General features: G+C 73.3%; 24 protein-coding genes and 5 pseudogenes. 13 read left to right on the forward strand and 16 right to left on the reverse strand.

Annotated features, from left to right (window positions below):
• Positions 1 to 168: 168 nt before the first annotated feature.
• Both ABD324_RS21025 and ABD324_RS21030 read left to right on the forward strand, forming a co-directional pair.
• Complete coding sequence (locus ABD324_RS21025; protein WP_344419673.1) at positions 169 to 774, forward strand: NAD(P)H-dependent oxidoreductase; 606 nt, start codon at positions 169 to 171, stop codon at positions 772 to 774.
• 150 nt (positions 775 to 924) lie between these two features.
• The gene (locus ABD324_RS21030; RefSeq protein WP_344419676.1) at positions 925 to 1581 is read left to right on the forward strand and encodes an HAD family hydrolase; all 657 of its coding nucleotides are present in this window, start codon (positions 925 to 927) and stop codon (positions 1579 to 1581) included.
• A 68-nt stretch (positions 1582 to 1649) separates the two neighbouring features.
• Here the strand turns inward: ABD324_RS21030 and ABD324_RS21035 are convergent, their stop codons facing one another.
• A complete protein-coding gene (locus ABD324_RS21035) occupies positions 1650 to 2192 on the reverse strand; it encodes a type 1 glutamine amidotransferase domain-containing protein (RefSeq protein ID WP_344419679.1) in 543 nt (180 codons plus the stop codon).
• A 227-nt stretch (positions 2193 to 2419) separates the two neighbouring features.
• Here ABD324_RS21035 and ABD324_RS37320 point away from each other — a divergent pair.
• Positions 2420 to 2812, forward strand: a pseudogene (locus ABD324_RS37320) (cation:proton antiporter domain-containing protein); the annotation flags it as partial.
• 34 nt (positions 2813 to 2846) lie between these two features.
• Entirely contained in the window at positions 2847 to 3566 is a 720-nt protein-coding gene (locus ABD324_RS21040; protein ID WP_344419682.1) for a cation:proton antiporter domain-containing protein, read from the forward strand.
• Between the two features lie 109 nt (positions 3567 to 3675).
• On the opposite strand, the gene ABD324_RS21045 is transcribed toward ABD324_RS21040, so the two are convergent.
• Together ABD324_RS21045 and ABD324_RS37325 are read right to left on the reverse strand one after the other, a co-directional pair.
• Positions 3676 to 3984: a hypothetical protein gene (locus ABD324_RS21045; protein ID WP_344419685.1), complete on the reverse strand. Its 309-nt coding sequence runs from the start codon at positions 3982 to 3984 to the stop codon at positions 3676 to 3678.
• A gap of 94 nt (positions 3985 to 4078) precedes the next feature.
• A pseudogene (locus tag ABD324_RS37325) lies at positions 4079 to 4767 on the reverse strand (SDR family NAD(P)-dependent oxidoreductase).
• On the opposite strand from ABD324_RS37325, the gene ABD324_RS21055 reads away from it, so the two are divergent.
• Complete coding sequence (locus ABD324_RS21055) at positions 4735 to 5166, forward strand: VOC family protein (protein WP_344419688.1); 432 nt, start codon at positions 4735 to 4737, stop codon at positions 5164 to 5166. The pseudogene ABD324_RS37325 and the gene ABD324_RS21055 sit on opposite strands and share 33 nt — an antisense overlap.
• A 108-nt stretch (positions 5167 to 5274) precedes the next feature.
• A complete protein-coding gene (locus ABD324_RS21060) occupies positions 5275 to 6009 on the forward strand; it encodes a hypothetical protein (protein WP_344419691.1) in 735 nt (244 codons plus the stop codon).
• On the opposite strand, the gene ABD324_RS21065 is transcribed toward ABD324_RS21060, so the two are convergent.
• The 5 genes from ABD324_RS21065 to ABD324_RS21085 form a co-directional block, all read right to left on the reverse strand.
• Positions 5975 to 6211: a VOC family protein gene (locus ABD324_RS21065; RefSeq protein WP_425565875.1), complete on the reverse strand. Its 237-nt coding sequence runs from the start codon at positions 6209 to 6211 to the stop codon at positions 5975 to 5977. The two genes, ABD324_RS21060 and ABD324_RS21065, sit on opposite strands and share 35 nt — an antisense overlap.
• Before the next feature lie 133 nt (positions 6212 to 6344).
• On the reverse strand, positions 6345 to 8069 hold the full coding sequence (locus ABD324_RS21070) for a thiamine pyrophosphate-dependent enzyme (protein ID WP_344419694.1): 1725 nt from the start codon (positions 8067 to 8069) through the stop codon (positions 6345 to 6347).
• 63 nt (positions 8070 to 8132) lie between these two features.
• Entirely contained in the window at positions 8133 to 8858 is a 726-nt protein-coding gene (locus tag ABD324_RS21075) for a GAF and ANTAR domain-containing protein (protein WP_344419697.1), read from the reverse strand.
• A 67-nt stretch (positions 8859 to 8925) separates the two neighbouring features.
• The gene (locus ABD324_RS21080; RefSeq protein ID WP_344419700.1) at positions 8926 to 10896 is read right to left on the reverse strand and encodes a SpoIIE family protein phosphatase; all 1971 of its coding nucleotides are present in this window, start codon (positions 10894 to 10896) and stop codon (positions 8926 to 8928) included.
• Positions 10897 to 10998: 102 nt separating this feature from the next.
• On the reverse strand, positions 10999 to 11292 hold the full coding sequence (locus ABD324_RS21085; RefSeq protein ID WP_344419736.1) for an STAS domain-containing protein: 294 nt from the start codon (positions 11290 to 11292) through the stop codon (positions 10999 to 11001).
• Between the two features lie 227 nt (positions 11293 to 11519).
• On the opposite strand from ABD324_RS21085, the gene ABD324_RS21090 reads away from it, so the two are divergent.
• The 3 genes from ABD324_RS21090 (at position 11520) to ABD324_RS21100 (ending at position 13983) form a co-directional block, all read left to right on the forward strand.
• Entirely contained in the window at positions 11520 to 11999 is a 480-nt protein-coding gene (locus tag ABD324_RS21090) for an ATP-binding protein (protein WP_344419703.1), read from the forward strand.
• A gap of 79 nt (positions 12000 to 12078) precedes the next feature.
• Positions 12079 to 12894: a sigma-70 family RNA polymerase sigma factor gene (locus ABD324_RS21095; protein ID WP_344419706.1), complete on the forward strand. Its 816-nt coding sequence runs from the start codon at positions 12079 to 12081 to the stop codon at positions 12892 to 12894.
• Between the two features lie 48 nt (positions 12895 to 12942).
• Positions 12943 to 13983: a glycosyltransferase family 4 protein gene (locus ABD324_RS21100; RefSeq protein ID WP_344419709.1), complete on the forward strand. Its 1041-nt coding sequence runs from the start codon at positions 12943 to 12945 to the stop codon at positions 13981 to 13983.
• A gap of 370 nt (positions 13984 to 14353) precedes the next feature.
• Here ABD324_RS21100 and ABD324_RS21105 read toward each other — a convergent pair whose 3' ends face one another.
• Complete coding sequence (locus ABD324_RS21105) at positions 14354 to 15487, reverse strand: glutathione-independent formaldehyde dehydrogenase (RefSeq protein WP_344419712.1); 1134 nt, start codon at positions 15485 to 15487, stop codon at positions 14354 to 14356.
• Positions 15488 to 15624: 137 nt separating this feature from the next.
• Here ABD324_RS21105 and ABD324_RS21110 point away from each other — a divergent pair, with 137 nt between their 5' ends.
• The 3 genes from ABD324_RS21110 to ABD324_RS21120 are packed head-to-tail and all read left to right on the forward strand — an operon-like array spanning position 15625 to position 16569.
• Positions 15625 to 15849: a hypothetical protein gene (locus ABD324_RS21110; protein WP_344419715.1), complete on the forward strand. Its 225-nt coding sequence runs from the start codon at positions 15625 to 15627 to the stop codon at positions 15847 to 15849.
• A 40-nt stretch (positions 15850 to 15889) separates the two neighbouring features.
• Positions 15890 to 16036, forward strand: coding sequence for a hypothetical protein (locus ABD324_RS21115; protein WP_344419718.1), 147 nt, complete (start codon positions 15890 to 15892; stop codon positions 16034 to 16036).
• Between the two features lie 44 nt (positions 16037 to 16080).
• Positions 16081 to 16569, forward strand: coding sequence for a PRC-barrel domain-containing protein (locus ABD324_RS21120; RefSeq protein ID WP_344419721.1), 489 nt, complete (start codon positions 16081 to 16083; stop codon positions 16567 to 16569).
• Between the two features lie 82 nt (positions 16570 to 16651).
• On the opposite strand, the pseudogene ABD324_RS37330 reads toward ABD324_RS21120, so the two are convergent.
• From ABD324_RS37330 to ABD324_RS37335, 5 genes and pseudogenes are all read right to left on the reverse strand, one after another.
• A pseudogene (locus ABD324_RS37330) lies at positions 16652 to 16747 on the reverse strand (DUF2255 family protein); the annotation flags it as partial.
• A gap of 144 nt (positions 16748 to 16891) precedes the next feature.
• On the reverse strand, positions 16892 to 17875 hold the full coding sequence (locus ABD324_RS21125; RefSeq protein ID WP_344419724.1) for an alpha/beta fold hydrolase: 984 nt from the start codon (positions 17873 to 17875) through the stop codon (positions 16892 to 16894).
• Entirely contained in the window at positions 17872 to 18396 is a 525-nt protein-coding gene (locus ABD324_RS21130) for a VOC family protein (RefSeq protein WP_344419727.1), read from the reverse strand. The genes ABD324_RS21125 and ABD324_RS21130 overlap by 4 nt, the downstream gene beginning before the upstream one ends.
• Before the next feature lie 86 nt (positions 18397 to 18482).
• Positions 18483 to 21578: an AAA family ATPase gene (locus ABD324_RS21135; protein ID WP_344419730.1), complete on the reverse strand. Its 3096-nt coding sequence runs from the start codon at positions 21576 to 21578 to the stop codon at positions 18483 to 18485.
• Positions 21579 to 22633: 1055 nt separating this feature from the next.
• On the reverse strand, positions 22634 to 23026 hold the full coding sequence (locus ABD324_RS37335) for a WYL domain-containing protein (protein WP_425565876.1): 393 nt from the start codon (positions 23024 to 23026) through the stop codon (positions 22634 to 22636).
• A 42-nt stretch (positions 23027 to 23068) separates the two neighbouring features.
• Here ABD324_RS37335 and ABD324_RS21140 point away from each other — a divergent pair.
• Positions 23069 to 23562: pseudogene (locus ABD324_RS21140) on the forward strand (transposase); the annotation flags it as partial.
• Here the strand turns inward: ABD324_RS21140 and ABD324_RS21145 are convergent.
• Both ABD324_RS21145 and ABD324_RS37340 read right to left on the reverse strand, forming a co-directional pair.
• Entirely contained in the window at positions 23535 to 24110 is a 576-nt protein-coding gene (locus ABD324_RS21145) for an IclR family transcriptional regulator (RefSeq protein WP_344419733.1), read from the reverse strand. The pseudogene ABD324_RS21140 and the gene ABD324_RS21145 overlap by 28 nt on opposite strands.
• 18 nt (positions 24111 to 24128) lie before the next feature.
• Positions 24129 to 24326: pseudogene (locus tag ABD324_RS37340) on the reverse strand (helix-turn-helix domain-containing protein); the annotation flags it as partial.
• Positions 24327 to 24534 lie beyond the last annotated feature (208 nt).

A 24534-nucleotide genomic window follows, 5' to 3' on the forward strand; every position in this document is an offset into this window, starting at 1 on the left:
CCGCGCGCTCCGCCCCGACCGCGTCGGCCACGAGGTCCCGCGGTCCGCGCTGCTCGGTCATCAGGGTGTAGCCGAAGCTCGTCATCCACGGCGGCTACCCCGCGAGCGGCCGGTGTGAACCGACGAGCGGAGCCGTTTGGTGCACACGGGCGCGGGTATCGGGTCGGGATGTTGACCGCACTGGCGCTGAACTGCACCCTGAGCCCGTCGCCCGCCGGGTCGAGCACCCAGAAGATGATCGACGAGGTCCTGGCGGCGCTGGGGAAGCACGACGTCACGGGTGACTCGGTCCGGGTGGTGGACCACGACGTCCGGCCCGGTGTCGAGGCGGACATGGGGCCCGGCGACGAGTGGCCCGCGATCCGCCGGCGGCTGCTGGCCGCGGACATCCTGCTGCTGGCCACCCCGACCTGGATGGGACACCCGAGCAGCGTGGCCCAACGGGTCCTGGAGCGGATCGACGCGGAGCTCTCCGAGACCGACGACGAGGGCCGGCCGCTGACCTTCGGCAAGGTCGCGGTCGTGGCCGTCGTCGGGAACGAGGACGGGGCCCACAAGATCGTGGCCGATGTCTTCCAGGGACTGAACGACGCCGGCTTCACCGTCCCGGCCCAGGGCTCGGTGTACTGGAACGGCGAGGCGATGCAGGGCGTCGACTACAAGGACCTCGACCGCACGCCCGACGCCGTCGCCACCACCACCGCCACCCTGGCCGCGAACGCCGCCCACCTCGCACGCCTGCTCGGCGCACAGCAGTACCCGGGGAAGGCGTGATGGAGAACCTCCGCACGGTCGGCGAGCACATCGTCCGGCGACTCGGCCTGTGGGGCGTACACCGCTTCCACAGGCCTTCGCTTCACGTCGGCGAGGCGACGCGAGCGGTGCGCCGGAGGTTGGGCGACGGGTAGCGGGTATCCGGCGCCCATGGCGGAACGAATCGACACGGTGATCCTCGATGTCGACGGCACCCTGGTCGACACCAACTACCAGCACGCCTTGAGCTGGTACCGGGCTTTCCTGCGGTTCGACGTGGAGCTCCCGGTCTGGCGGCTGCACCGGGCGATCGGGATGGGTGGGGACCAGCTCGTGCCCGCCGTGGCGGGAGCCCGGTTCGAGGACGAGCACGGCGACGACGTCCGCGCGGCGTGGGCCGAGGAGTTCGAACCTCAGCTCGGCGAGGTCCGCGCGTTCGGCGGGGTGCGCGAACTCCTTGCCGGGATCCGGGGGGCCGGACCGAAGGTCGTGCTCGCGAGCTCGGGCGCCCCGGAGCACGTCGAGGTCTACCTCGACCTGTTCGACGGCCGGGAACTGGCCAACGCGTGGACCACCAGCGAGGACGTCGACCGCACCAAACCCGAACCCGACCTGCTCGGGGCGGCTCTCGCGCGCGTCGGCGGCAGCCGCGCCGTGGTCGTCGGTGACTCGGTGTGGGACTTCGAGGCGGCCGGCCGGGCGGGGTGGCCCGGGTACGGGCTGCGCACGGGTGGGTTCTCGGCCGACGAGCTCCGCGCCGCGGGCGCCCGCGAGGTCTTCGAGTCCGTTCCGGAGCTGCAGGAGTCCCTCGTCCCGGCTCTGGGCTGACATCGCCCTTTCAGGTGCCGAGCGGTCGACCCGTGGACGTCGGACGACCCGGTGCCAGCGCCCTGCTCCTACGTTCGGGCGAACTCCCGGATGATCATGGTGCAGAAGGCCGGCAGGTCGTCGGGGCTGCGGCTGGTGATCAGGTTGCCGTCGACGACGACCTCCCGGTCGACGGGGGTGCCACCGGCGTTGCCGATGTCGGTGCGCAGGCTCGGGAACGAGGTGAGGGTCCGCCCCTCGACGAGCCCGGCCTCGACGAGGGTCCACGGGGCGTGACAGACCGCCGCGACCGGCTTGCCCGCGGTCATCGCGTCGGTCACGAGTCTGCGGACGTCCGGGTCGAGCCGGAGCCGGTCGGCGTTCACGGTGCCGCCGGGGAGGATCAGCGCGTCGTAGTCGTCGGCAGACACGTCCGCCGCGACCCGGTCCACCGGATAGGTGGCGCTCGGCACGATGTCGGAGGTCATCGACTGGATCGCCTCGGGGGAGGTCGAGACCACGTCGACGGTGGCGCCCTCGCCCAGTACGGCGGTCCGGGGGCTGGTCAGCTCGACCTCCTCGACGCCGTCGGTGGCCAGGATCGCGATCCGCTTTCCGGTCAGTGCAGCCATGGTGTCTCCTTTCGTCGGGGGCGGGTACCCGGTGCGGCGCCCCGTACCCGTGGTTCTGTGGACGGCGCGGCGTTGTTCGCCGCCGGGTCGTGGGGCCTCGTGGCGGTGCCCGACGACTCCGTGTTCCGCCGGACGCGGTGCGTCCGCGTGAGGAGCTGGTCCAGCGGGTACCGGGGAGGGTGCCCACCCAGGTGCTGCTCGTGGTCGTCGTCCTGGCGGCCGGCGTGGTGGCTGGACGCCTGCTCAGCGGGCGCACCGGCCTGCCCGACGCCGCCGTCTACGTGGTGCTCGGGATCGGGGCGGCGTTCGTGCCCGCCGTCGCGGAGGTGCGCCTCTCGCCCGATCTGGTCCTGCTGCTGTTCCTGCCGCCGCTGATCTACTACGCCGGGTTCTTCAGCGACCCGCGAGAGACGCTGCGTAATCTCTTTCCCGTTGTGGGCCAGGCGGTCGGGCTGGTCGTCGCGAGCGCGGCCGTGGTGGGGGCGGCCCTCCTGGTGGTGTTCCCGGAGGTCGGGTGGGCGGTGGCGCTCGCGTTCGGGGCCGCGGTCGCCCCTCCGGACCCGGTCGCGGCCGGTCCGGTGCTGGACCGGCTCGGGGTGCCGCGGAGGCTGGTGACGGTGCTGGAGTCCGAGGGGCGGGCTGGTCAACGACGGCGTGGGGCTGACGGTGTTCGCGGTCGCGGTGGGGGCGGTCGGGGCGAGCACGTCCGCGGGGACGATCGGGCTGGCCCTGCTGGTCGAGGTCGGTGGCGGGATCGCGTTCGGGCTGGTCGTGCGGCTCCTCCCGGTCCACGGCGGGGAGGAGGCGGCCATGTCCTGGCGGGAGCGGGCGCTGGTCGGCTGGTGCGGCCCGCGGGGTGCGGTATCGCTGGCGGTGGTGCTGTCCCTGCCGCTGGTCACCGCGGTGGGGGCCCCGTTCCCGCACCGGGAGCTGCTGCAGTTCCTGACCGTCGTCGTGGTGCTGGTGACCCTGGTCGGGCAGACCGTGCCCCTGCCGTGGCTGGTGAGGGTGTTGCGGCTCGGACGCGACACCGAGGAACGCACGGAGGCGGTCCGGGCACGGCGGGCGGCGGTGGACGCGGCGCTGCGCGAGCTCGACGACATCGCCCAGCGCGACGAGCCGGTCCCGGCTGGGTCGGACGAGATCCGCCAGGTCCTGGAGCTGCGCCGCGACCACCTGCAGGAGCGCCTCGAGCCCCGCCCCGCGGAACGGTCGCTAGACCTGGCGTCCCTGCGGCTGAGGCTGCTCGAGGTCGAGCGCGACACGCTGCGCAGGCTGCACGACGACGGTGAGATCTCCCGGGCCACGATGGTCTCGCTCAGCCAAGATCTCGACCTCGACGAGACCCAGCTGCACCGCCGGGGGTCGCAGTGACGGGCCGCCGATCGCCGCCGACGGCGGGTGCCCGACCCGGCGCCCGCCACACCTCGGCACCGGCGCGGTGTCGAGGGGCCCGGGCCCCCGCTCCGGTCGAACCGCCGACTCAGCGGCCGGCGTCCGGGTCGGGCGCCGGATCCGAGTGTTCGTGCCAACGCCGGGCCGCTGCCCGGTCGAGCTCGGTCACTCGCCGCACCCAGCCGCGCAGCGGTGCGGTGCGGGCCGGGCGCGGCGGTCCGCTCTCGCCGGTCGGGGCCGGCAGGGTCCGTTCGACCAGGGTGAGCAGGCGGAGGGTGGTCGACGGCGCGAGCGCGTGGACCCGCGTCCCGATCTTCGCCAGCGGCGTCAGGATGATCTCCGGGGTGCCGCGCAGGGTGGCCCGCACCAGTCGCCGCGCCGCGCGTTCGGCGTCCATCGACACCACAGGGGGGACGCGCCGACGGTGAACCACGAGCGTTCCTTGGTGGTGTCGCCGGTGACGAGCGCGTTGCGTGACGAGCCGGTCCGCATCAGCCCCGGTACGCCGACGGTGACCGACACACCTCGCCTCCCGGCCTCGAGAGTCGCAGGCCCTCGGCGAACCCGACGGCGGCGTGTTTGGCGGCGCCGTAGGGGAGCAGGTGCGGGGCGGGGAGTTTGCCGCCCACCGAGGTCACCGCGAGGATCCGCCCGCCGGTGCGGGTGAGGAGAGGCAGCGCGGCCAGGGCGGGGCGGGCCAGCCCCCAGAACATGACGTCCATCGGCTGCGCGTAGTCCTCGACGCGGAGGTCGGGCTCGGGCCGACCTGGATGATGCCCGCGTTCGCGACGAGCACGTCGAGCCGGCCGAACTCGCGTTCCGCCGTCGCCACCACCATGCCAGCGGTCTCCGGGCGGCCGACGTCCGCGGCGATGGTGACCACCCGGGACCCGAGCGCTTCCAGCTCGGTGCGCGCCGGATCCAGGCCGTCACGGGCGACGAGGATCAGGTCGTGTCCGCGGTCGGCGAGCTCTCGGGCGATCAGGAAGCCGAGGCCGCGGCTCGCACCGGTGACGAGCGCGACGGGGCGGGAATCGGTGAGCCCCGGGTGCCCCGGCTCGCTGCGGCCATGCGCGGGCGCCGCCGGTTTGCGCAGGCGCCACCGCCCGCCCCGGGTGGACCTCCGGCGAACGGGTACCCGGCCGCCATGGCATTGGTGAACAGCTCTGGTTTCGCGCACGTCCGGCTGACGGTGGTGGACATCGCCCGGTCGAAGTCCTTCTACGACAGCGTCTTCGGGTGGCCGGTCGCGATCGACGAATCGGGCCACGTCGACGAGCCGGGGGTCACCGACTCCCCAGAGCGGTTCTTCGGCGGCACGGTCTACGAGACCCCGCAGGGGACGTTGTTCGGGCTGCGCCCCGTCGGCTCGGAGGGCTTCGACTCCACGCACACGGGTCTCGATCACCTCAGCTTCTCGGTGGCGAGGCAGGCGGACCTCGAGGCGGCGGCCGCGGCGCTCGACGGCGCGGGGATCACGCACGGCGAGATCATCGAGCTGGCGGCCGCGGGGATGGCGATCCTGTCGTTCCAGGACCCGGACGACATCAACATCGAGTTGACGGCACCGCTCGGCTGACGCCGATCGCGTTGTGCCGCGGGCGTCCCCCTGAAGAGCGCGCGTCGGTCGAGCGAGGTGAGCCGGACCCGCTCGGCCAGGCCGGTCTGGGCACAGGGAGGGATGCGCGTGCCGGGATCCGATCCGGACGAACGGTCGCCGGCCCATGCCGCCGGTGAGCCGCGGCGCGGGGGCGGGTCCGAGGCGCGGCTGCCCCCGACCGCCGCCGTGGTGGTCGCGATCGCCCTCTACGCGCTGTTGCCCGATCCGTTGCAGCTCGGGCCGCGGTTCGGGATCCCGGCGCTCGAGGCCGCTCTGCTGGTCGCGCTGCTGATCACGGACCCCCGACGTGTCACCAACGAGTCGGGGCTCTCGCGCCGGCTGTCGCTCGGGCTCGCGCTGGTGGTGGTGCTGTCCAATCTCGCCGTGCTCGTGCTGCTGGTCGTGGGCCTCGTCGGCGGGCAGGCCACGGATCCCGGCCGGCTGCTGCTGGCCGCCATGCAGGTCTGGACGACGAACGTGATCGGGTTCGCGCTGGTCTACTGGGAGCTCGACCGGGGCGGTCCGGTCGCCCGAGCCCGGCGCCGGCGCCGGGACCTCGCCCCGGCGGACTGGCGCTTCTCCCAGGACGAGAACGACGACTCCGTGGTCGAGGTCGCGGCGAGCGCGAGCGGACGGTCGGGCTGGGTCCCGGTGTTCGTCGACTACCTCTACCTGTCGGTCACGAACTCCAGCGCGTTCAGCCCGACGGACACCATGCCGCTGAGCTCCCGGGCGAAGCTGTTGATGTCCACCCAGTCGACGGCTGCGCTGCTCATCACCCTGATCATCATCGCCCGTGCGGTCGGGGCGATCGGCAGCTAGCGGGCCAGGGCACGACGGGCGCCGCGGGCGATCTCCAGGTCCTCGCGGGCGTGGACGACGAGGACCCGCACCGTGGCGCCGTCGGCGTGGCACCCAGCGCGACGAGCCGGTCGATCTCGGCGCGCTGGGTGCCGGTGGCCGGGGCGAGATCGAGGTGCAGCCGGTTCTTGCCGGCCTTGGGTTTCGGCACCGGCTGGAACACCCCGATCCCCGACGGGGAACGCCGGCGCGGGTCCGAGGAGGGCGTCGACGGTGCTCATACAGGGTCGCGTACCCCCGGTCGGTTCTGGACACACGGGACCCATCCTGACGGCGGGCAGCGGCATTGAGCCTGGCTAGGCGCGGGCGGACTGCACGGTCTCGGTGAGCTTGGCGACGGCGAAGCCCCAGGCCTGCGAGACCGAGGTCTTGGGCGGCAGCGAGATCTCGTCCGGGTTGGTGACCACGTCGAGCAGCACGGGGCCCGGGTGGGCGAGGGCGGCGGCGACGGCGTCGTCGAGCTCGTCGGCCTTCTCCACCCGGACCCCGTGTAGGCCGCAGGCGCGGGCGACGGCGGCGAGGTCGGGGTTCTGCAGCACCGTGCCGTGTTCGGGCAGCCCGGCCTGCTCCTGTTCGAGCTTCACCATGCCGAGGCGGGAGTTGTCGAAGACCACCAGCTTGACCGGCAGGTCATAGGTGACGGCGGTGATCAGGTCGCCCATCAGCATCGTCAGGCCGCCGTCGCCGCAGCAGGCCACGACCTGCCGGGACCGGTCCAGCGCGGCCGCGCCCAGCGCCTGCGGCATCGCGTTGGCCATCGAGCCGAGGTTGTAGGAGCCGAGCAGACGCCGCCCGCCGCGCATCTCGACGAAACGGGAGAGCCAGACCGTCGCCATGCCGGTGTCGGATGTGAACACGGCGTCCTCGGTGGCGTGACGGTCCAGTGTGGCCGCGAGCTGCTCGGGCCGGATCAGGTGCTGCGGGTTGTCGAAGACCTTCCGGATCGCGCCGAGCCGCTGGTGGTCGTACGCGGGATCGGCGAGCTTTCGCTGCCCGTCGACCCATCGCTCGAAATGGCTTCGGCAGGCGTCGAGATGGTCGCGGCCCTTGGCGGCGCCGAGCAGCGGCCGCAGCGCGGCGAGGGTGGCGCCGGAGTCGCCGACGAGCCCGAGATCGACGTGCGTGCGGCGGCCGATGTGCTCCCCGCGAGCGTCGATCTGGATCACGGCCTTTCCGCTCGGGAACCACTCCCGGTACGGGAAGTCGGTGCCCACCATGAGGAGCATGTCGCAGTCGTCGAAGGCCTGCTGGGCGGCCGGGTTGCCGATCAGCCCGGACTGGCCGACCTGGAACGGGTTGGCGCCCTCCAAGCCCTCCTTGGCCTTGAGCGTGAGCACCATCGGCGCGCCGAGATGGTGCGCGGTCGCCAGGATCTCCTCCCGGGCCTCCCTCGCCCCGCGCCCGACCAGCATCGTCACCTTCTCCGCGGCGTCGATCCGCTCGGCGGCGGCGCGCAGGAGGTCGGGTGCCGGGGTGGTCGCCGGATGGTGGTCGACGAAGCGGGGCACGACGTCGTCGGGGACCTTCTGGTCGCCGAGGTCGCCGGGCAGGGTCAGCACGGCGACGCCCTGGTGCTGGTTGGCGGCGTTGACGGCCATCTCCAGCAGGTAGGGGAGCTGCTCGGGGCTGGTGACGGTGCGGGTGAACACGGCGACATCGCGGAAGAGGAGATCGTTGTCGACCTCCTGGAAGTAGTCGCTGCCGAGCTCGGCGAGGGGGACCTGGCCGCAGATCGCGAGGACGGGCGCGTGGGACTTCTTGGCGTCGTAGAGCCCGTTGAGCAGGTGCACGGATCCGGGACCGACGGTCCCCGCGCACACGGCGAGGCGGCCGGTGAGCTGGGCCTGGGCGCCGGCGGCGAAGGCGCCCGCCTCCTCGTGTCGGACCCCGATCCACTCGATGCGGTCCTCGGTGCGGATGGCGTTCGTCACGGGGTTGAGGGCGTCGCCGACGACGCCCCAGACGGTCCGGACGCCGTGGTCGGCGAGGGCGGTCACGAGGGTCTCGGCAACTGTGGGCATGGGGGCGGGGTACCCGGAGAGGGCTTCGTCACCCGGGTGCGGGCGCCCGACTCAAGGGCGGGGTCAGTCGGGGGGTGAGTCGGGGCGGCTGACCAGCTCCCCGGTGTCGGTGAGGTGCCGCGCGACGGCGTGCAGCTTGACGTTGAAGCGCTGGGAGGCGGTGGTGAGGAGGGCGAACGCCCGAACCGCGTCGATCTTGTAGCGCTCCATGAGGATGCCCTTGGCCTGGCCGATGAGGTCGCGGCTGTCGAGGGCGATCAGGAGGTGGGCGCGGTTGCGCGTGGGGACGATCGCCGCGGCGGCGTGGGCGGCGAGCAGGAACCCGATGCGCTCGGACTCCGTGTCGAACGCATGCGGGGACCGCGCATAGATGTTGAGCGCGCCGAGGGTGCTCGCCTCGGTGAACAGCGGGAACGCCAGGACCGACCGCACGCCGAACTGCGAGGCGGTGTCGGCGAACCGGGGCCAGCGCGGATCCGTGGTGAGGTCGTTCGAGCGGACCGTGCGCGCCTGGTCGGCCGCCTCGAGGCAGGGGCCCTGCCCGGTCTCGTACTGGAGGACGTCGACCTTGGAGACGAGGTCGTCGGTGGCAGCGGGGGTCCAGGCCCCCTCCTGCTCGATCACCGTGATCCCGGCGAACTCGGCCCCGGGAACCTCGCGCACGGCGGCATCGACGACGGAGCGGACGATCAGGCGCTCGTCCCGTTCCACCGCCATGTCGCGGGCGAGCTCCGCCAGGTGCGCCGCCGCGGCGGCGACCCCACTGTCGGGACCGTCGGGCTCGGTCACGTCTCCTCCTCCGCAGACTGCGTCCCACAGTGTCCGTGTCCCGCACACCCCGCAAGGGCTGCCGGGGTCATCCGGTCTCGCGGGTGCGGTGGGGGAGCGCGACGAGGTCGAGGACGTAGCCCGCGGGACTGTCGACGGGGGCGACGAGGTCGAGCGGCGCGTCCGGCCCCGCGTCCAGGCCCGCCTGGTACAGCACGGCGACCCCCGCGCTGGCCAGATGGGTCACGCCGGTGAGATCCACCGTGAGGGCACGGCTGCCGCCCTGGGTGCGGCGGCGAAGCTCGGCGTGCAGCGAGGCGGCGGTGGTGATGTCGACGGGCCCGTCGACCCGGATCCGGGCGGCCCCGTCGCCGCCGGGCTGGTCGAGCACGAGGAACAGCTCCTCGCCCGGCGGGGACGCCGCCGGCCGGGATCCGGCGGCGATCTCGCCGGCGGTGAGCAGCCGGGCCGGGCGCATCGGGGTGAGGGTGACCGTCACCGTCGTGCCGGTGGGGGCCCGGTCGACCAGCAGGGTGTCCGCCAGCTCGCGGCTCATGGCCAGGCCCCGGCCCCTCCCGAACGTCTCCCGCGGGTCCGTGGAGGCCTCGCGCCAGCGGCCTCCGTCGGTGACCTCGGCCAGGAGCAGGCCCTCCGCGGTCAGGTCGAGGCGCACCCGGATCTCGCCGGTCGCGCCCGCCGGATAGGCGTGCTCGACCGCGTTGGTGACGAGCTCGCCGACGGCGTGCTGGACGCCGAGAGCCTCCTGGCCGTCGACGCCCGCGTCGGCGAGCCATCCACTGATCGCCGCTCGGGAGCGGGGGACCGCGGAGACCTCGGCCGGCCACGCCTCCGCGAACGGCGCGGGGGCGGCGACCCGCTGGGCTGCGAGGAGCGTGATGTCGTCGTCGTGGCCGGTCTCCCGCACGAGGAGCTCGAGGGTGTGTGTGCAGGCGCGCTCCACCGGGGAGGTCTCCCCGAAGCGCAGGGAGCGCCCGGCCACGGAGTCGGCCGCGACCTGGGCGAGCTCGACGGTGCTGGCGGCGATCGGGCGCCCCGGGCGTTCGAGGATGCCGTCGGTGTAGAGCAGCACGACGTCGCCGACGTCCAGCTGTGCGGACGAGACGGCGAGGCCAGATCCGACTCCCAGCGGCCCGGCGCCCGTGGCCTGAAGGAACCGGGGTTCGCCGTGGGCCGGGACCACGAGCGGCGGTGGGTGGCCCGCGGTGCTGTAGGTGAGCGTGCCGTCCTCGGGATCGAGGAGCGCGAGACAGACGGTGGCCGCGCGGGCGCCCCGCAGCCGGGACGCGAGTGCGTCGCCGGCGGCGAGGGCCTCGTCGACGGACCCGCCCGTGCGCAGCCGCTCGCCGAGGACGGCGCGGAGCTGGCCCATCGCGGCGGAGGCGGCGACCCCGTGCCCGACGACGTCGCCGACCACGAGCGCGACCCGGCCGTCGGGGAGGGGGAGGGCGTCGAACCAGTCCCCGCCCGCCGCGGAGTCGTTGTCGGCCAACAGGTAGCTGGCCGCGATCCGGGCACCGGGCAGGACCGGCAGCCCGGCGGGGAGCAGCTCGCGTTGCAGCTCGGCGATGACGTCGCGGGCCTGCTCGTACCGGCGCTCGGCCGCGGCCACCTGCTCCCGCGCGGCGCGGCGTTCCAGGACCCGGTCGGTGACGATCGTGAGATAGCAGGCGATCGTCCGGACCGTGCCGTCCGGGGCGCCGCTGGGCACGATGTCACAGTCCAGGAAGAACTCGAGTGGCCCCTCCGGCGTCTCCAGGTGGATGCGCCACTCCCGCATCAACTGCGTCTCGCCGGTCTCGGCGGCCGCCTCGATCGACTCGTAGATCCGTTGTCCCGCAAGGTCGTCGAAGACCTCACGCATCGGCCCGCCGATGAAGTCGGTGCGGCCGGTGAGGGCCCGGTAGGCGGCGTTGACGGCGACGAACGGGAACTCCGGCGGTCCACCGAGGACGGCGATCGGCGTCGGGAAGGCGTCGAAGGTCTCCCGCACGAGCCCGGCCTCGCCGATCCGTCGGTCGGCCTCGTCGTCGATCGGCATCCCGGCTCCTCCCCCTGATCACCGCGGTCCACGGTGCCGCTCGACCCGTGGCCGGGCAAGTCCTGCGACTGGCGGGTCGACAGTCGGGGGGTCGTTTCGGGCTCAGACCCGCCTGGTGTCCGGCCCGGCCCGGCAGCCGGACCACTCGCCGTCGTCCGGGATCCGCTGCCGGACGGCGGCGAGGATCTGGGCGGTAAGCACCTCCGCTCCCGTCACCCGGACGCTCCGGCCACGCCCGGCCGCGGCCGGGCGGTACTCCTCGATCGCCCGGGCGCAGCCGACATCGAGGAACGTCACGTCGTCGAGGTCGATCTCCACGGCCCCGGGCTCCCCGGCCATCGCCCGCAACGAGTCCGTCAGGCCGGCCAGCGCCAGGAGATCGAACTCGCCCGACAGGACGAGACGCTATCCGGCGCGCCGGCAGTTCCAGAGCCGACGGGATCCGTCTGGTGGGCGTGGCGCCGGGTGGGGCATCGTGAAGACGGTCCTCTCTCCACGCCCGGATCGCCAGTCCTCCGGCGCCGTGTGCGGAGCCCGCCGCCTCGTCATGGGGCGGCTCGGGGACGCGCCGGTGATGTAGGAGTAGGTGTAGTCCCGAGGGGTAGTGCTTCCGCCGAGGAGGCATGGTGGGGGCTGCAGGCGAACAGGGTGGTCGCGGGTGGGACGGCGTTCCCGGACGCCTGGACATCGTCATCCCCGCCGAGTCCTGGCTGCTCGGGGTGCTCCGCCGCGCGGTCGCCGTCTGGCTGTCCTCCGCGGGCCGGCCGCAGGACGACGCCGAGCCGCTCCTGTTCGCGATCGGTGAGATCGTGGGCAACAGCATCGATCATGCCCATCCCGGCGAGACGATCGGCCGGATCTCGGTGACCGTCGTCTGCGAACGCGGTGCGGACGGGCTGGTCACGGCTCGGGTCGAGGTCAGCGATGACGGGCGCTGGCGCGTCGCCACCGCCTGCGCAGGCCGGGGAAACGGGCTCGCCCTCGTCGCGGCCGTGACGTCGCAGCTCGACGTCGTCCCGTCGCCGACCGGGACCAGGGTGTCGCTGACGTCCCGCCCGGTGGCGCTGCGCTCTCGTGCTGCCGGTCCGTCCAGGTCGCGATAGGGTCGCCGACGTCGGATCGTGGCACCGGATCCGTCCGAGGTGTAACTGGACGCCTCTCCGTCCCGCACGGAGGAGGCGCATGAGCGCACCCGATCTCGTCACCCGCCGGCGCGAGCCCAGCGAGTTCGCCGACGAGCTCCCACGGCTGTCCCGGATGGCGTCCCTGCCCGCGGACGATCCCGAGCGGGCGCAGCTACGCGATGAGCTCATCACCCGCTTCCTCCCGGTCGGTGCGCGGATCGCGGGCCGGCACGCGGGCCGGGGTTGGGGTTCGCGGGAGGATCTGCAGCAGATCGCGGCACTGGCCGTCGTCCACGCGGTGGACCGGTGGGACCCGGACCGGGCGCGCGGGGACTTCCTCGGCTATCTCGTCCCGTGCGTGCGCGGGGAGGTACTGCGCTACTTCCGGGACCAGTCCTGGAGCATGCGCGTCCCGCGGCGGCTCAAGGAGTTCTCGGTCGCGGTCCGGCGAGTCACGGGGCCGATGACGCAGGAGCTCGGCCGGGCGCCGAGGCCCAGCGAGCTCGCCCGCCGGCTCGGCGTCGACGTGGAGCAGATCCTGGAGACCCTGCAGGCGGAGGAGAACCACCACGCGGCGACCCTCGACAGCAGGGGCCCGGACGACGCCCCGTCGGAGGGGGAGCGGCTCGGCATGCCCGACGACCGGCTCGCCCTCGTCGAGGACGTGCACGACCTGCGCCCGGCGCTGGCCCGGCTGCCCGAGCGGGAACGCCGGATCGTGCTGCTGCGCTTCTACGGGGACATGAGCCAGAGCCGGATCGCGGAGGAGACCGGGATCTCGCAGATGCACGTGTCGCGCCTGCTGAGCCGAACCCTCGCCCGCCTGCGCCACGACCTGTCCGGCGAGCCGCCGGATCCGGCCGGGGAGGTTTGAACCGGCCCGATCCGGTGAGGCGCACGGACCGACGAGACGAGGAACGCCGTGCGTACCGAGATGCTGTGGGACGGGCCGGAGGGCCCGGACCGGATCGACGCCTTGGCCAGGGCGCTGGAGGCACTCGGGCACTCGGTCGCCGTGGACGGCCCGACGGGCGACCCGGGCCGGGAGACGGCCGAACTCCTGACCCGACGCTTCCGGGCGCATGACACCGACCTCGTCCACGCGAACGCCTGGACGGCGGCGGCCGCGGCTCTCGGATCCGCTGCGGAGCAAGGGATCCCGGTCGTGGTGTCGGGCCTGCCGGACGGACTGCCCCGGCAGCTCGCCCGGTTCGTCGCGCAGCGGTGCGCGCGGCTGATCGTGCCGGGGGAGCAGAACGTCGCTGCGGGCCGTGCACTCGGCGCTCCGCGCGAGTCGATCCGGGTGATCCCACCCGGCGTCGACGCCGACGGCTTCGCGGTCGACGGCCCCGCGCTGCAGCGTGCCGACCACCCCCGACTGCTCAGCGTCGGCGATATCGGCGCGGGCTCAGGCACCGACGACCTGATCGCGGCGCTGGCCCGGGTGCCGCGCGCCGAGCTGCTGGTGGCGGGCGGGCCCGCGACCGACGATCCCGCGGTCGACCCGGACGCGGACCCTGATCTCGCCCGACTGCGGCACCTGGCCGCCCACGCCGGGGTGGAGCGGCGGGTGCGGTTGCTCGGCCGGGTCCCGCGCGCCCACCTGCCCGCCCTGCTCCGCTCGGCGGACGTCGTCGTCCACGTGCCCCACCGGGCCGGGGCCGGCCTCGAGGTGCTGGAGGCCATGGCGTGCGGACGACCGGTGGTGGCCTCGTCCGTGGGCCTGCTGCCCGAGCACGTCGTCGAGTTCTCGACCGGACTGCTGGTCGCTCCGGCGAGCCCGGTGGACCTGGCCCGGACGGTGCGCATGCTGCTGAGCGAGGGACCGCTGATGGCGGCCTTCGGGATCGCCGGGCGTGACCGGGTGCAAGCCCGGTTCGGGTGGCCGGTGATCGCCGGTGCTGTCGAGCGGGTCCATCGCGAGGTCGTGCCCGAGAGACAGCCGGAGCGCGCCCCCGGCTGATCTTCAGTCGCCCCCGTCGATCCGGGTCGCCGCGAGGATCGCCCGGTGCTCGGCGAACAGGTCGAGGCGGCGCGGATCCCGTCGCGGTGGCCGGGTGAGAAGCGGTCCTCGAACCGCTGGCGCCGGGTCCCGATCCCGGCGCGGTCGATCTGCACCCAGCGGAGGTACTTCTCGACGACGGCACGGTGCCGGCGGCGGAGGAACTCGTCCGCCTCCCGCGTCGCCAGCCAGGCGATGAACGGCCCGAGCACGGCGGCGAGATCGGGTGGGACGGGGCGCTCCGGCGTTCGGGTCGACAAGTCGGGACCTCCTGAGAACGGCCGGGTCGGCCCGGTCCGTTACCCCGATCGGGGCAGGTCAACCCTCCGTATCAGGCCGCGGGGTGCAGGACGACCTTGGTCCAACCGTCCTCCCGGTTGTCGAAGCGCTCGTAGCCCTGCGGCGCCCGGTCGAGCGGGAGCTCGTGGGAGACCAGGAACCCGGGGTTCGCCCGGCCCTCGGTGATCAGGTCGCGCAGCCGGGCGTTGTAGGCCTTGGTGTTGCACTGGCCGGTCCCCATGCTCTGGCCCTTGAAGAAGAACGTGCCGTAGTCGAAGGCGAGCTTGCCCTCCTTGGCCAGCTCGTTCTCCGCGCCCGGATCCTGCGGCAGGTAGACCCCCACGACGCCGATCCCGCCGGTCGGCTTCACGGCAGCCACCAGGTCGTTCAGGACGATCTCGGGCTGCTCCTTCCCGTCGGGTCCGTGGGCCTGGTACCCGACGGCGTCGACGCCGCGGTCCGGGCCGCCGCCGGTCAGGTCCGCGAGCTGCTCGACGGCCTCGCCGGCCGAACGATCGACGGGGATCGCACCGATCTGCTCGGCGAGCGTGAGCCGGTCCGGCTGCTGGTCGACGACGAACACCCGGGATGCGCCCATGATCTGGGCGGAATGCGCGGCGAGCAGCCCCACCGGGCCGGCGCCCCAGATCGCGATCGTCTCACCGGGCTGCATCTTCGACAGGGCCACGCCGTGCCACCCGGTCGGGAAGATGTCCGAGAGCATCGTGTAGTCCAGCTCTCGCTCGGTGCCCTCGGGCAGCGTCAGGCAGTTGAAGTCAGCCCACGGCACACGCAGGTACTCGGCCTGGCCACCGCGGTACGGGCCCATGGAGGCGTAGCCGTATGCCGCGCCGGCCTGGCCCGGGTTGGCCCGCAGGCAGAACGCCGTGAGGCCCTTCTCGCAGTTGCCGCAGGTCCCGCAGGCCACGTTGAACGGGAGTGACACCCGGTCGCCGACCCGCACGTTCCCGACGGCGTCGCCCACCGCCTCGACCACGCCCATGTTCTCGTGGCCGAGCACCTTGCCCTGCTCGACGTCGGTGCGGCCCTCGTACATGTGGAGGTCGGAGCCACAGATGTTGGTGGTGGTGATGCGGACGACAGCGTCGGTCGGCGCCTCGATCCGGGCATCCGGGACCTCCTCGACGGAGACGTCGCGCGGGCCGTTGTACACCAGTGCCTTCATGGGTGATCCACTTCTGTCGATCGGAAACCGGTACCGGCCGCGGTACCCGCTGCGGCGCGAAGGATGCACTGTCCGGCGACGCGTGGTGGTTCTCTCGGGCCGCGGTTCGGGCCGGTGGCTCCGGGTACCCGCCGGGAATGTTCGAACGACTGCGTGCCCTGTTCGGCAAGCCGCGGACCGCGGAGGACGACGTGCGGCCGGATCCGGGCACCGCCCGCACCCGGGAGACCGGCGGCCGCCCCACCGAGCACGGGGACAGCGCCTCGACCACCGGCGTCGGGGAGTCCGGCACGTTCGTCGGCCGCGTGGCCGGCCAGGACGAGGGCTTCGCAGGTGAGACGGGCGCCGAACGGCGCGCCTGACGCCGTGTTCGGGACACCGCGTCGTGGGTACGTCCCGGACATGACACATCCCGAAGGGCCGCAGGAGACCGAGGAGGCCGTCGACCGCGCCGAGGAGAAGGTGCTCGGCCACACCGTCGACCAGGACCGTGACGACGGCGGGGACGCCGAGACCGAAGAGCGAAGCGGTTCGGAGCCGACGGACTGACTCGGGACGGGGTTCACCCCGTCCCGGACGGGAAGCCCTCCCGTATGACCATCGAGGCGACCGCATCCGCTCCCGACGACCTGGTGGGCCTGACCGTGCTCGGCACCGGCGGAGAGGCGTTCGGCACCGTCGACGCCCTCCTCGCCGGCGACACGAGCGGTGTCCCGGAGTGGGTGGTGCTCGACCGGGCGGGTCGGCGCACGTCCCCGTTGCCGCTGGCGGGCGGCCGGGTCGACGGCGAGGCCCTGCTCGTTCCGTACACGGAGGAGGAGCTGCGCACCGCCCCGCCGGCCGCCGGCGCGACCCTGTCCCCCCACCAGGTGGCGGAGCTGTCCGCCCACTACGGGCTACGCGTGGAGACGGGCCCCTCGGGCCGCCATCCCGCCGGTCGGCACACGGGCCGCGAGGACGACCGCGCGGAACGGGACGAGGTCGCTGCCGGCGCGGACGGCTACTCCGCCGCGGACGCGCCGGACTCGGATGACGACTCGGTGCCCGGCGTCCGGTCCTCGAGCGAGAGCGCGGACTCCTAGGCGGACTCGAGGGCGGCCCAGGCGCTGCGCCCTGTCGACGCCGGCGCGCGGATCTCGGCGTCGCTCCGCAGCAGGTGCGGTGCCAGGTCCGGACGAAGACGCCTGCTCCGACGCGGACGACCCAGGCCGGCACGGCTCGGCCGAGACTCCCGTCGGGCCGCGGTGGTGCGATGTGGAACTCGTCCGCGGTCGATCGCGGTGAGGCTCTCCGGTGACCAACTTCCCGCCATGGCCCGGTTCTGTTCGGGGAGCGCCTCCTCGCGCAGGCCGGACGCTCGGGTGAGCCGGCCGTCGTCGCTCGCGCGGCGAGTGCACGACGTTCTCAGCTCGCCGTCGTTCGGCCGGCCTCCACGGCGGCGAGGACGTCCTCGATGGCCTTGATCACGATGGGGCCGCTGTCGATCATGATGTTGTGGCCCGCGTTGGTGTCGGTGATGTGCTTCGACCCCGGGTACTCGGAGGCCAGCTTCGTCTGGGCGGTGGCGTTGGTGCGGTCGATGACCTGGCCGAAGTCGCGCGGCACCCACGCCGGCAGGAAGCCCTCGTCGAGGTACTGGGGCACGAGCTGGTCGAACTTCACGCTGGCTTGTAGCACGACGACCGGCTTCGGTGACGGCGGCACCTTCGCCTCCGTGGCCACGACCTCGTCGAGGCTCACGTCGAAGTCCTGCCGCTCCAGGTCGGGGTAGGCGGCGAGCTGCTCCGGGGTGCGGTTGTTGGCCGGCACCCAGACGGCCCACTCGGCGGGGGTCATCGAGGCCCGCAGCTCGGGGGACAGCACGTCGACGAAGACGATGCCCTTCACCTCGTCGGGGTGCTCGGCGGCGAACACCCGGGCGATGTTGCCGGCGAAGGAGTGGGCGGCGATGACGTAGGGGCCTTCCATGCCGAGGGCGTCGATCACCGAGTCCCAGTCGCGGGCGCCGTCCTGCGGGCCGGTGGGTTGGGCGACGGGCGTGCTCCTGCTGGGCGCTCCGTCCAGGTACTGGACGCCGGGCCGGTCGAGGGTGCAGGTCCGGGTCTGAGCGCCGATGGTGTCGTAGACGTTCGGGCCCTCTTGCTCGGGTGCGTGCCAGAGGTCGGACGCGGTGCCGCTGCCGGACATCAGCAGCACGGTCGGCGCACCGTTCCGGGCCTCGCCGTGGCACTCGACGTAGACCGTGCGGCCGCCACCGATGTCCACGTTCTCGGCGATGGTCGCGCTGCTCGCCGTGGGTGTCGAGCACGCCGTGCCGACCACGGCGAGACCGAGGACGGCGCCGAGCAGCGCCACCGGGAGTCGGCGTGCGGGTCGGGTGGGCGTCATGGTCGGTTCCTCTCGGAGGTGGTGGGGGGAGGGGTGGGTAGGGAACGGTCGCCGAGCGCCCGTCGGGTCCGCCGGTACCAGGCGGGGTCGACGATCTCGTCCTGCTCGCGGACCGACGACGGGTCGTAGGCGGGGTCGAGGCAGTTGACCTCGCCCTCGAACCCCTCCGGATCGTGGAAGCGCACCGAGAACATCGGGCCCAGGCGACGGATGTCGCCGCTCGAGGCGCCGGCGGCGACCAGCCGGTCGCGCAGCGCGCCCAGGGCGGCCTCGTCCGCCACGCGGAAGCCGAAGTGGTCGAGGCGGCCCCGCTCGAACATCGGGGCCCCGGAGCCGTGGGCGCCGGGGTCGTAGCCGGGCACCTCGAAGACCTGGAGCATGGCGTCGCCGGCGTGGACCACCGCCTGGCGGGCGTGGCCCCGTCCGGCGCCCACCACCAGGGTCGTCTCCAGGCCCAGGACGTCCTCGTAGAACGAGCGGAAGCGGTCGAGGTCCGCCGTCACCAGGGCGATGTGGCTCACGCCCGTCGGACCGGCCCCTCTTCGCGTACCCACATGACGGAGGCGTTCACCGTCGTGGAACGAATCGTTCCGCCGGGGACCGCGCCTCAGCTCGTGGAGACCGTCCAGGAGAGCGACGCGTCGGGGCCCGGAAGGTAGAGGCAGTGCCCGCCCGTACGCACCGACTCCTCGAGGTGTGCGCCCAGCAGCGGCGCCTGGTCGCCGATCGCGGTGATGGCGCGACGGATGCTGCGGGCCACGTTGATGCGGGCCCGTTCGGCCGCCGATCCCGACGGCCGGTCGCGGCCGCCGATCCCGACGGCCCTGCGCAGCTCCCGCAGCAGGGCGTCCATCTCGACCTGGGCCCGTTCGCCGCGCACCGGGTCACTGACGGCTTCGGCCTCGTCGATCTCGGTCTGCAGGTGGTGCAGGCGCCGGCGGTACTCGCGCTTGGCGCGGGCGTCGAGACCCGGCCCGAGGTCGGGCGCCGCCGGCGTCCCGAGGTGGCCGGCCAGCTCGAGCGCGCTGACCTCCACGGTGGGTGTCCTCAGCAGGCGGGCGAGCTGGCCGAGGCCGTTGCTGTCGGTCAGGCGGGCGGCGCCGATCGGGGTGGTGAGGACCCACGAGGGGCCGTCCCGCCGCATCGACGCCGGTCGACCCGCAGCGACCCCGACACCGCTCGGACGCTCGACCCCGATCGCCAGGGCGAGGGACGCGGCCTCCGCGCGCAGGGCCGCGGGATCGTCCGTTCCGGCCCCCGCCCTCTCGATCGCCTCGGCCAGGTGGTCGAGGCAGTGGACCAGGAGCGGCGGTGACGGCATGGCCCGGGCGGTCGCCACCGCGTCGCGGGCGTGGCGGACGGCGGCCTCGTGGTCGCCGACGAGGCCGGCGAGGCGACCGAGCACGTCGTCGACGGGGAGCCCGGCGCTGTGCCCGCCGCCGACGTTGAGCAGTCCGGCGTAGGGGAGCAGCGCCCGGTAGGCGGCCGGGGCGTACCGGATCGCCGGGGTGTCATGGGTGGCACCGGCGCGGGCAACCGTGTCGGCGAAGACCCGCAGGAGATGGTCGCCGGTCATCACCCGCAGCAGCCGCTCGGGAGCGGGTCCGTGGCGGTGCAACGTCTCCTCGACGGCGGTCCGGTCACCGAACAGCCATCCACCGAAGCCCTTCTGCACTCCGAACACCGGAGAGGGCACGTCGGCGAGCATCGTGGAGGTGATCTCGTACAGCTCCTCCGCGCGGGCGTCGGGCCGGCGGTAGAGGTCGACGAGCATCACCCGGTGCATCGCCTCCACGCCGAGCACCACCACCGGTTCGGTGTTGCCCTCTCCGACGCGGGCCGCGTCCTCCATGGCCGCCACCGCCGCCGACCGGCTGCCGCTCAGGGCGAGGAGGGTGGTGCGCGAGATCAGCGTGGTCTGGCGCCACGACAGAGACGGCAGCACCGCCGCGAGCACCTCGGCCCGGCCGAGCGAGTGGGTGGCGGCAGCCAGATCGCCGCGGTTGAGGTGGAAGCCGGCGGTGCGCTGGTGGCCGGCCAGGGCGAGGTCCGCACGGCCTGCCCGCTCGGCCAGGCGCACCACCTCCTCGCCGAGCGCCACACCGGCGTCGACCTCGGGGCGGCCTGCGGCGGCGATCATCTGGTTGACCAGCATCTGCGCGACGAGCACGGGATCGCCGGTCGTCCGGGCGAGGGCGACCGCCTCGGCGGCCCAGGCCCGCACCCGCTCGCCGGCATCCGGATCGGCCCCGCCGACGGTCGTGAGCCGGCCGAGCAGCATCGCCCGCAGGTGCCGTTCCTCGGGCGGCAGGGCGGCGAGGGCCTGCTCCAGCCGCCGCACCCGAGGCAGGTCGGGCACGAAGGCGGCCACCCAGAGGTCGGCGCCGATCTCGGCCCGGGCCCGCACCACCGGGTCGTCGCTCTCCCGAGCGAGCTCTGCCGCCTCCCGGTAGAGCGCCAGCGCCTGCTCGAGGTCGCCGAGCGAGCCGAGCACCTCGGCCAGGTCGAGGGCCACCCGCGCCCGGAGGCCGCTGACGCACCCGGCGGCGGCTTCCCGGGCGTCCCAGAGGAGGGCGGCGGCCTCGGCCTGCCCACCACCGAGCACCAGGTCGGCGGCCACGGCGACGGCTCTGTCGACGGAGTCCGCGGCGTCGGACCCGCCGTCCGTCGACCGGAGCCGGTGGGTCGCGGCCGCGGCCCGCGCGCCGACCCCGGCGACCGCATCCCAGGCGTGAGCCAGCCGGTCGTGCACCGTGTGCGGCTCGGCGAGGCTCCCGGCCGCGTCGGCGAACAGGGCGTGGTGGAACCGGACGCCGGTCGGGCCGACCTCGTCGAGCACACCGACCGCGAGCGCAGGCTCGAGCCGGCGGGTGAGCGCGTCCGGCGCGGTGGATGCGGCCGCGGCCAGGACGGCGAGCGGGCAGCCCGAGCCGGCCATTGCGGCGAGGGCCAGGGCCTCCCTCGTGTCCGCGTCGAACCGGTCGAAGGCACGCCCCACGACCTCGCCGATTACGCCCCGGCCGTCCGGTGAACGCACCAGCTCCTGCACGAAGAGAGGGTTGCCGCCGGTGCGGGCGTGGAGGTCGGCGGCGTCGACGTCCTGTGTGGCCTCGAGCGCGGCGAGTTGCCCGACCGCCTCGACGTCGAGTCCGTCGAGCCGCACCACGCGGGAGACCCGACGCAGCCCGTCGAGGCGCGGCATGTCGGGCTCGTGGTCGCGACTCGTGGCCACGAACGACACCGCGGCATCGCCGAGGGTGCGGGGGAGCTGCGCCAGCACCCAGATGGCCGACGCGTCGGCCCAGTGGAGGTCCTCGAGCACGACGAGCGCAGGGGCGCAGGCGGTCAGGGCGTCGCCCAGCGTCTCGAGATGGTCCCACCGGCGGACCTCGGCGGGGAGCGACTCGTCGGTCGACGGCTCCACCCCGAGCGCGCGGGCCACGCCTCGCCACAGCTCCATCGGCTGGTGCCCCGTCGGGTCGGCCTCGCCGCGCAGGACCCGGCTGCCGTCGGCCCGGGCCATGGCGGCGGCCGCGTCGGCCAGCCTGGTCTTGCCGATCCCGGCCTCGCCGATCAGCAGCGTGATCGTCGGGTGCCCGGTCCGCGCGGCGTCGAGCGTCGCGCGCATCCTCTCCAGCTCACGGTCCCGGCCGACGATCACATCGACGGTCGCCGTCCCCGTCGCCTCCTCCGCCCTGCCCACCGTTCGATCGTGTCAGATACCTCGCAGTGCCGACGACGGCCGAAGCCGAAGCTACGCGCACCGCGCCCCGAGCAGACGCAGGGCGGCGGACGGGTAGGCGCAGGCGATTCGCAGGTTCTCTGGTGCCGGCGGGCTACGTGGCATGTGACGTTGCGGAGGCGTTCCTCGCTGACCCGGCCCAGTCGACAAGGACGTGGTGTGTGATCAGGATCCCGTTCGGGTTGATGGTCAGCTCATCTCGCCGCCACGTTGCCGGCTGTTGCTCGAGCGCGGCCTGATCGGTCCGGCCTGCCGGCCAGGCTGTGTTGTCGGGGTGGGGCCGCTTACTCCGCCCGGTCTCACGTTCCAGGGTGCTTCGCGTCAGCTTCGCTGACGGCCCTTCGGGCCGCCCTGGAGCGTGAGCCTCGCCGGGCGGAGTCGGGCGCGGGGGAAAGGGCGGGCGCTTCGCACCGCGCCCCGCAGCCATCCCCACCGATCGAACTGGCGCTCGGGCTGGCGCCGAGCCGTGTGTACGTCTGGGACGGGCGCGACCTGCTGCAGCCGTGTCAGGGGTGCGGGCACCACCCGCTCTTCGAGGTTCCGGCGGCGCTGCCGATGGGCGAGCCGGTGGTCGACGTCGTGCCGGACCGGGTCGCGCTGGGGATGGCGGCGCGGACAATGGCGATGCTGGTGGATGTGCTCGACCAGCGCCGTTCGGGGATCAAATGGGGTGCGAAACGATGTCGCGCGGTGTGCTCCGGGACTACTCGTGAGCACTGGTCTGTGCACGTTTGTGCTGGTAGAGGTCTCAGTCCGTAAAGATTGGATACCTTCCACACTAGCTACGCGGGTTCGATTCCCGTCGCCCGCTCCACCTCTGACCTGCACCGTTGTGAAATTCCAGTCCATCTCGGACGGTCCCTGTGGTGCGAAAGTGACAGGTGGTCGGTGCTTCCTCCGGCCTCACCTGCCGGCCATCCATGGCTGGCAGGTCCTGGCTGACAGTGGCGTCCACCAGGGTGGTGTGCGACCCCGGCCCTGGTGAGGGCCGTGGCGTAGACGTGTAGGGCGCTGCTTCAGACGCAGGTGCACGATCTTCCGTTCCACCGGCTCGGGGGTCGTGTTCGGGCTGTGGTGCGGGCGCGAGGAGCGGTCGAACACGAGGGCCGGTCGCGTTCGGCGTGCACCAGGACCCGCACGGTGTGCCTCCGCGGTGCGGTCGCCAGCACCGACAGCACGCGGTCGCGCGGGTCCCGCAAGTTGGGTGCGGGGAAGCCCTCGGGGAGCAGGCGTGCGCTGCGAATGCGGTCGACCCGAGAGGTCCGGCCCGCGCCGGTGGCGGAGTTGGCGCCGTTGACATACCAGCGGCCGCCGTGGGCGACCACGACGTAGGGTTCAGGTGCGTTCGCTGGGGTGGCCGTCCGCGGCGCGATAGCTGATGGTGACCACCCGGCGTTGCGGTGCGGCATGGGCGACGGCCAGCAGGATGTCGGTCTCGGGGACGTCCGGTCGACGCCCACGAGGGGCCGGTCGCCGCGATCGGGGCCACCCTGCCCGGGGCGGCCTGGCAGCGGTGCCGCACAAATTACGCGGTGAACCTGATGGCGGCGCTCCCGAAGTCGTGGCCGTGGGTGCGGGCGCAGCTCCACTCGGGATACGACCAGCCGGGCGCCGCCGGCGTTCACACCCAGCTCGACCGGGTCCTCGACGCTGTCGCGGACAGCTGCCGAAGGTGTCCCAGCACCTCGACACCGTCCGGGCAGACGTCCTCACCTTCACACGCCACGCCAGCGGACTTGACCGACCGCCTTCTTGGACGGTAGTGATCGATGTGTGGAACGGTCGGTGGAACGAGTCGAGCTGGTCCTCCGTTCCGTGGCTCGACGCAGAGATTCGAGGACTTGACGCTTCACGGGCTGCGTTCCCCGGCGCGGTGGGTCGCCTGGTGCGGGAGTCGTCAACCCACGAGAGTGGCGTTCAGGCGACCTCGCCGCTGCCGACATGATCGGACACCTGCTCGGCCGCGTCGAGCATTCTGGCGCGATAGCGGAGGATCGAGCGACCCTCCGCTCGCGCAGACAGCGACATGGCTGCCACCGGCCGGCCGGTCCGCCGGTCGACGATCGGCACAGCGATACAGGAGATCCCGAGAAAGGCCTCCCCGAAGTCGGTCGCGTACCCCCGCTGACGAATCTGCTCGAGCGTCGTGTCGAGCATGGCGATGTCGACGGTCGACGCTGTCGGACGGTCGCATTGGGCCGGCGTCGCGCCTCCGGGCTCGATCTCAGAAAACGCGAGGATTGCTCTCCCCAGGGCTGTCGCATTCCCGGGGCATCGCATCCCGACCGTGGTACCGACCCGGACCGACTCCGGCCCGTACAGCTTCTCGATGACCAGTACGGCGGGCCCGTCCGGCACTGCGAGATGCACCACGTGGCCGGTCTGGGCGTAGAGCTCGGACAGAATCGGCATCGCGCAGTCGCGCAGGCCGTTGGCGCGGGCGAACGGCACCTGGTTGCCGAGTTCGAATGTCCGAGTGGACAAGGCGTACATCCCGCCCGACCGGCGTACGTACCCGCTCTTCGTGAGTACCAGCAGAAGCCGGTGTGCGGTCGATTTCGGGACGTTCACGGCTTCCGCGAGTTCTGATACCCCCATCGATGGACGGGGTCCACCCAGCGCGTTCAACAGGGACAAAGCCTTACCGGCCGAAGTGTCGAGGCCACTGCGGGTTCCCGCGCACCTGGACCGATCGATAGTCACGGCCACCCTCCGCGATCGCGGCTTACGCCCAGGATCGCCATGGACCGCGGTAGGGACAATGGTCAGAGGCCGAGCTGGGTGGGCTGGTCGGCGGCGTCGAACGTGCCGCCCTCGGATCCCTGCATGTCGGCCGGCAGCACGGCGTCGAGCTCGTGCAGGCGGGGGAGGACCTCCGAGGCGAACAGTCGCATGGATCGCTCGGCCTGCTCGGCGG

This window comes from Pseudonocardia ailaonensis (assembly GCF_039531635.1).
GTDB lineage: Bacteria > Actinomycetota > Actinomycetes > Mycobacteriales > Pseudonocardiaceae > Pseudonocardia > Pseudonocardia ailaonensis.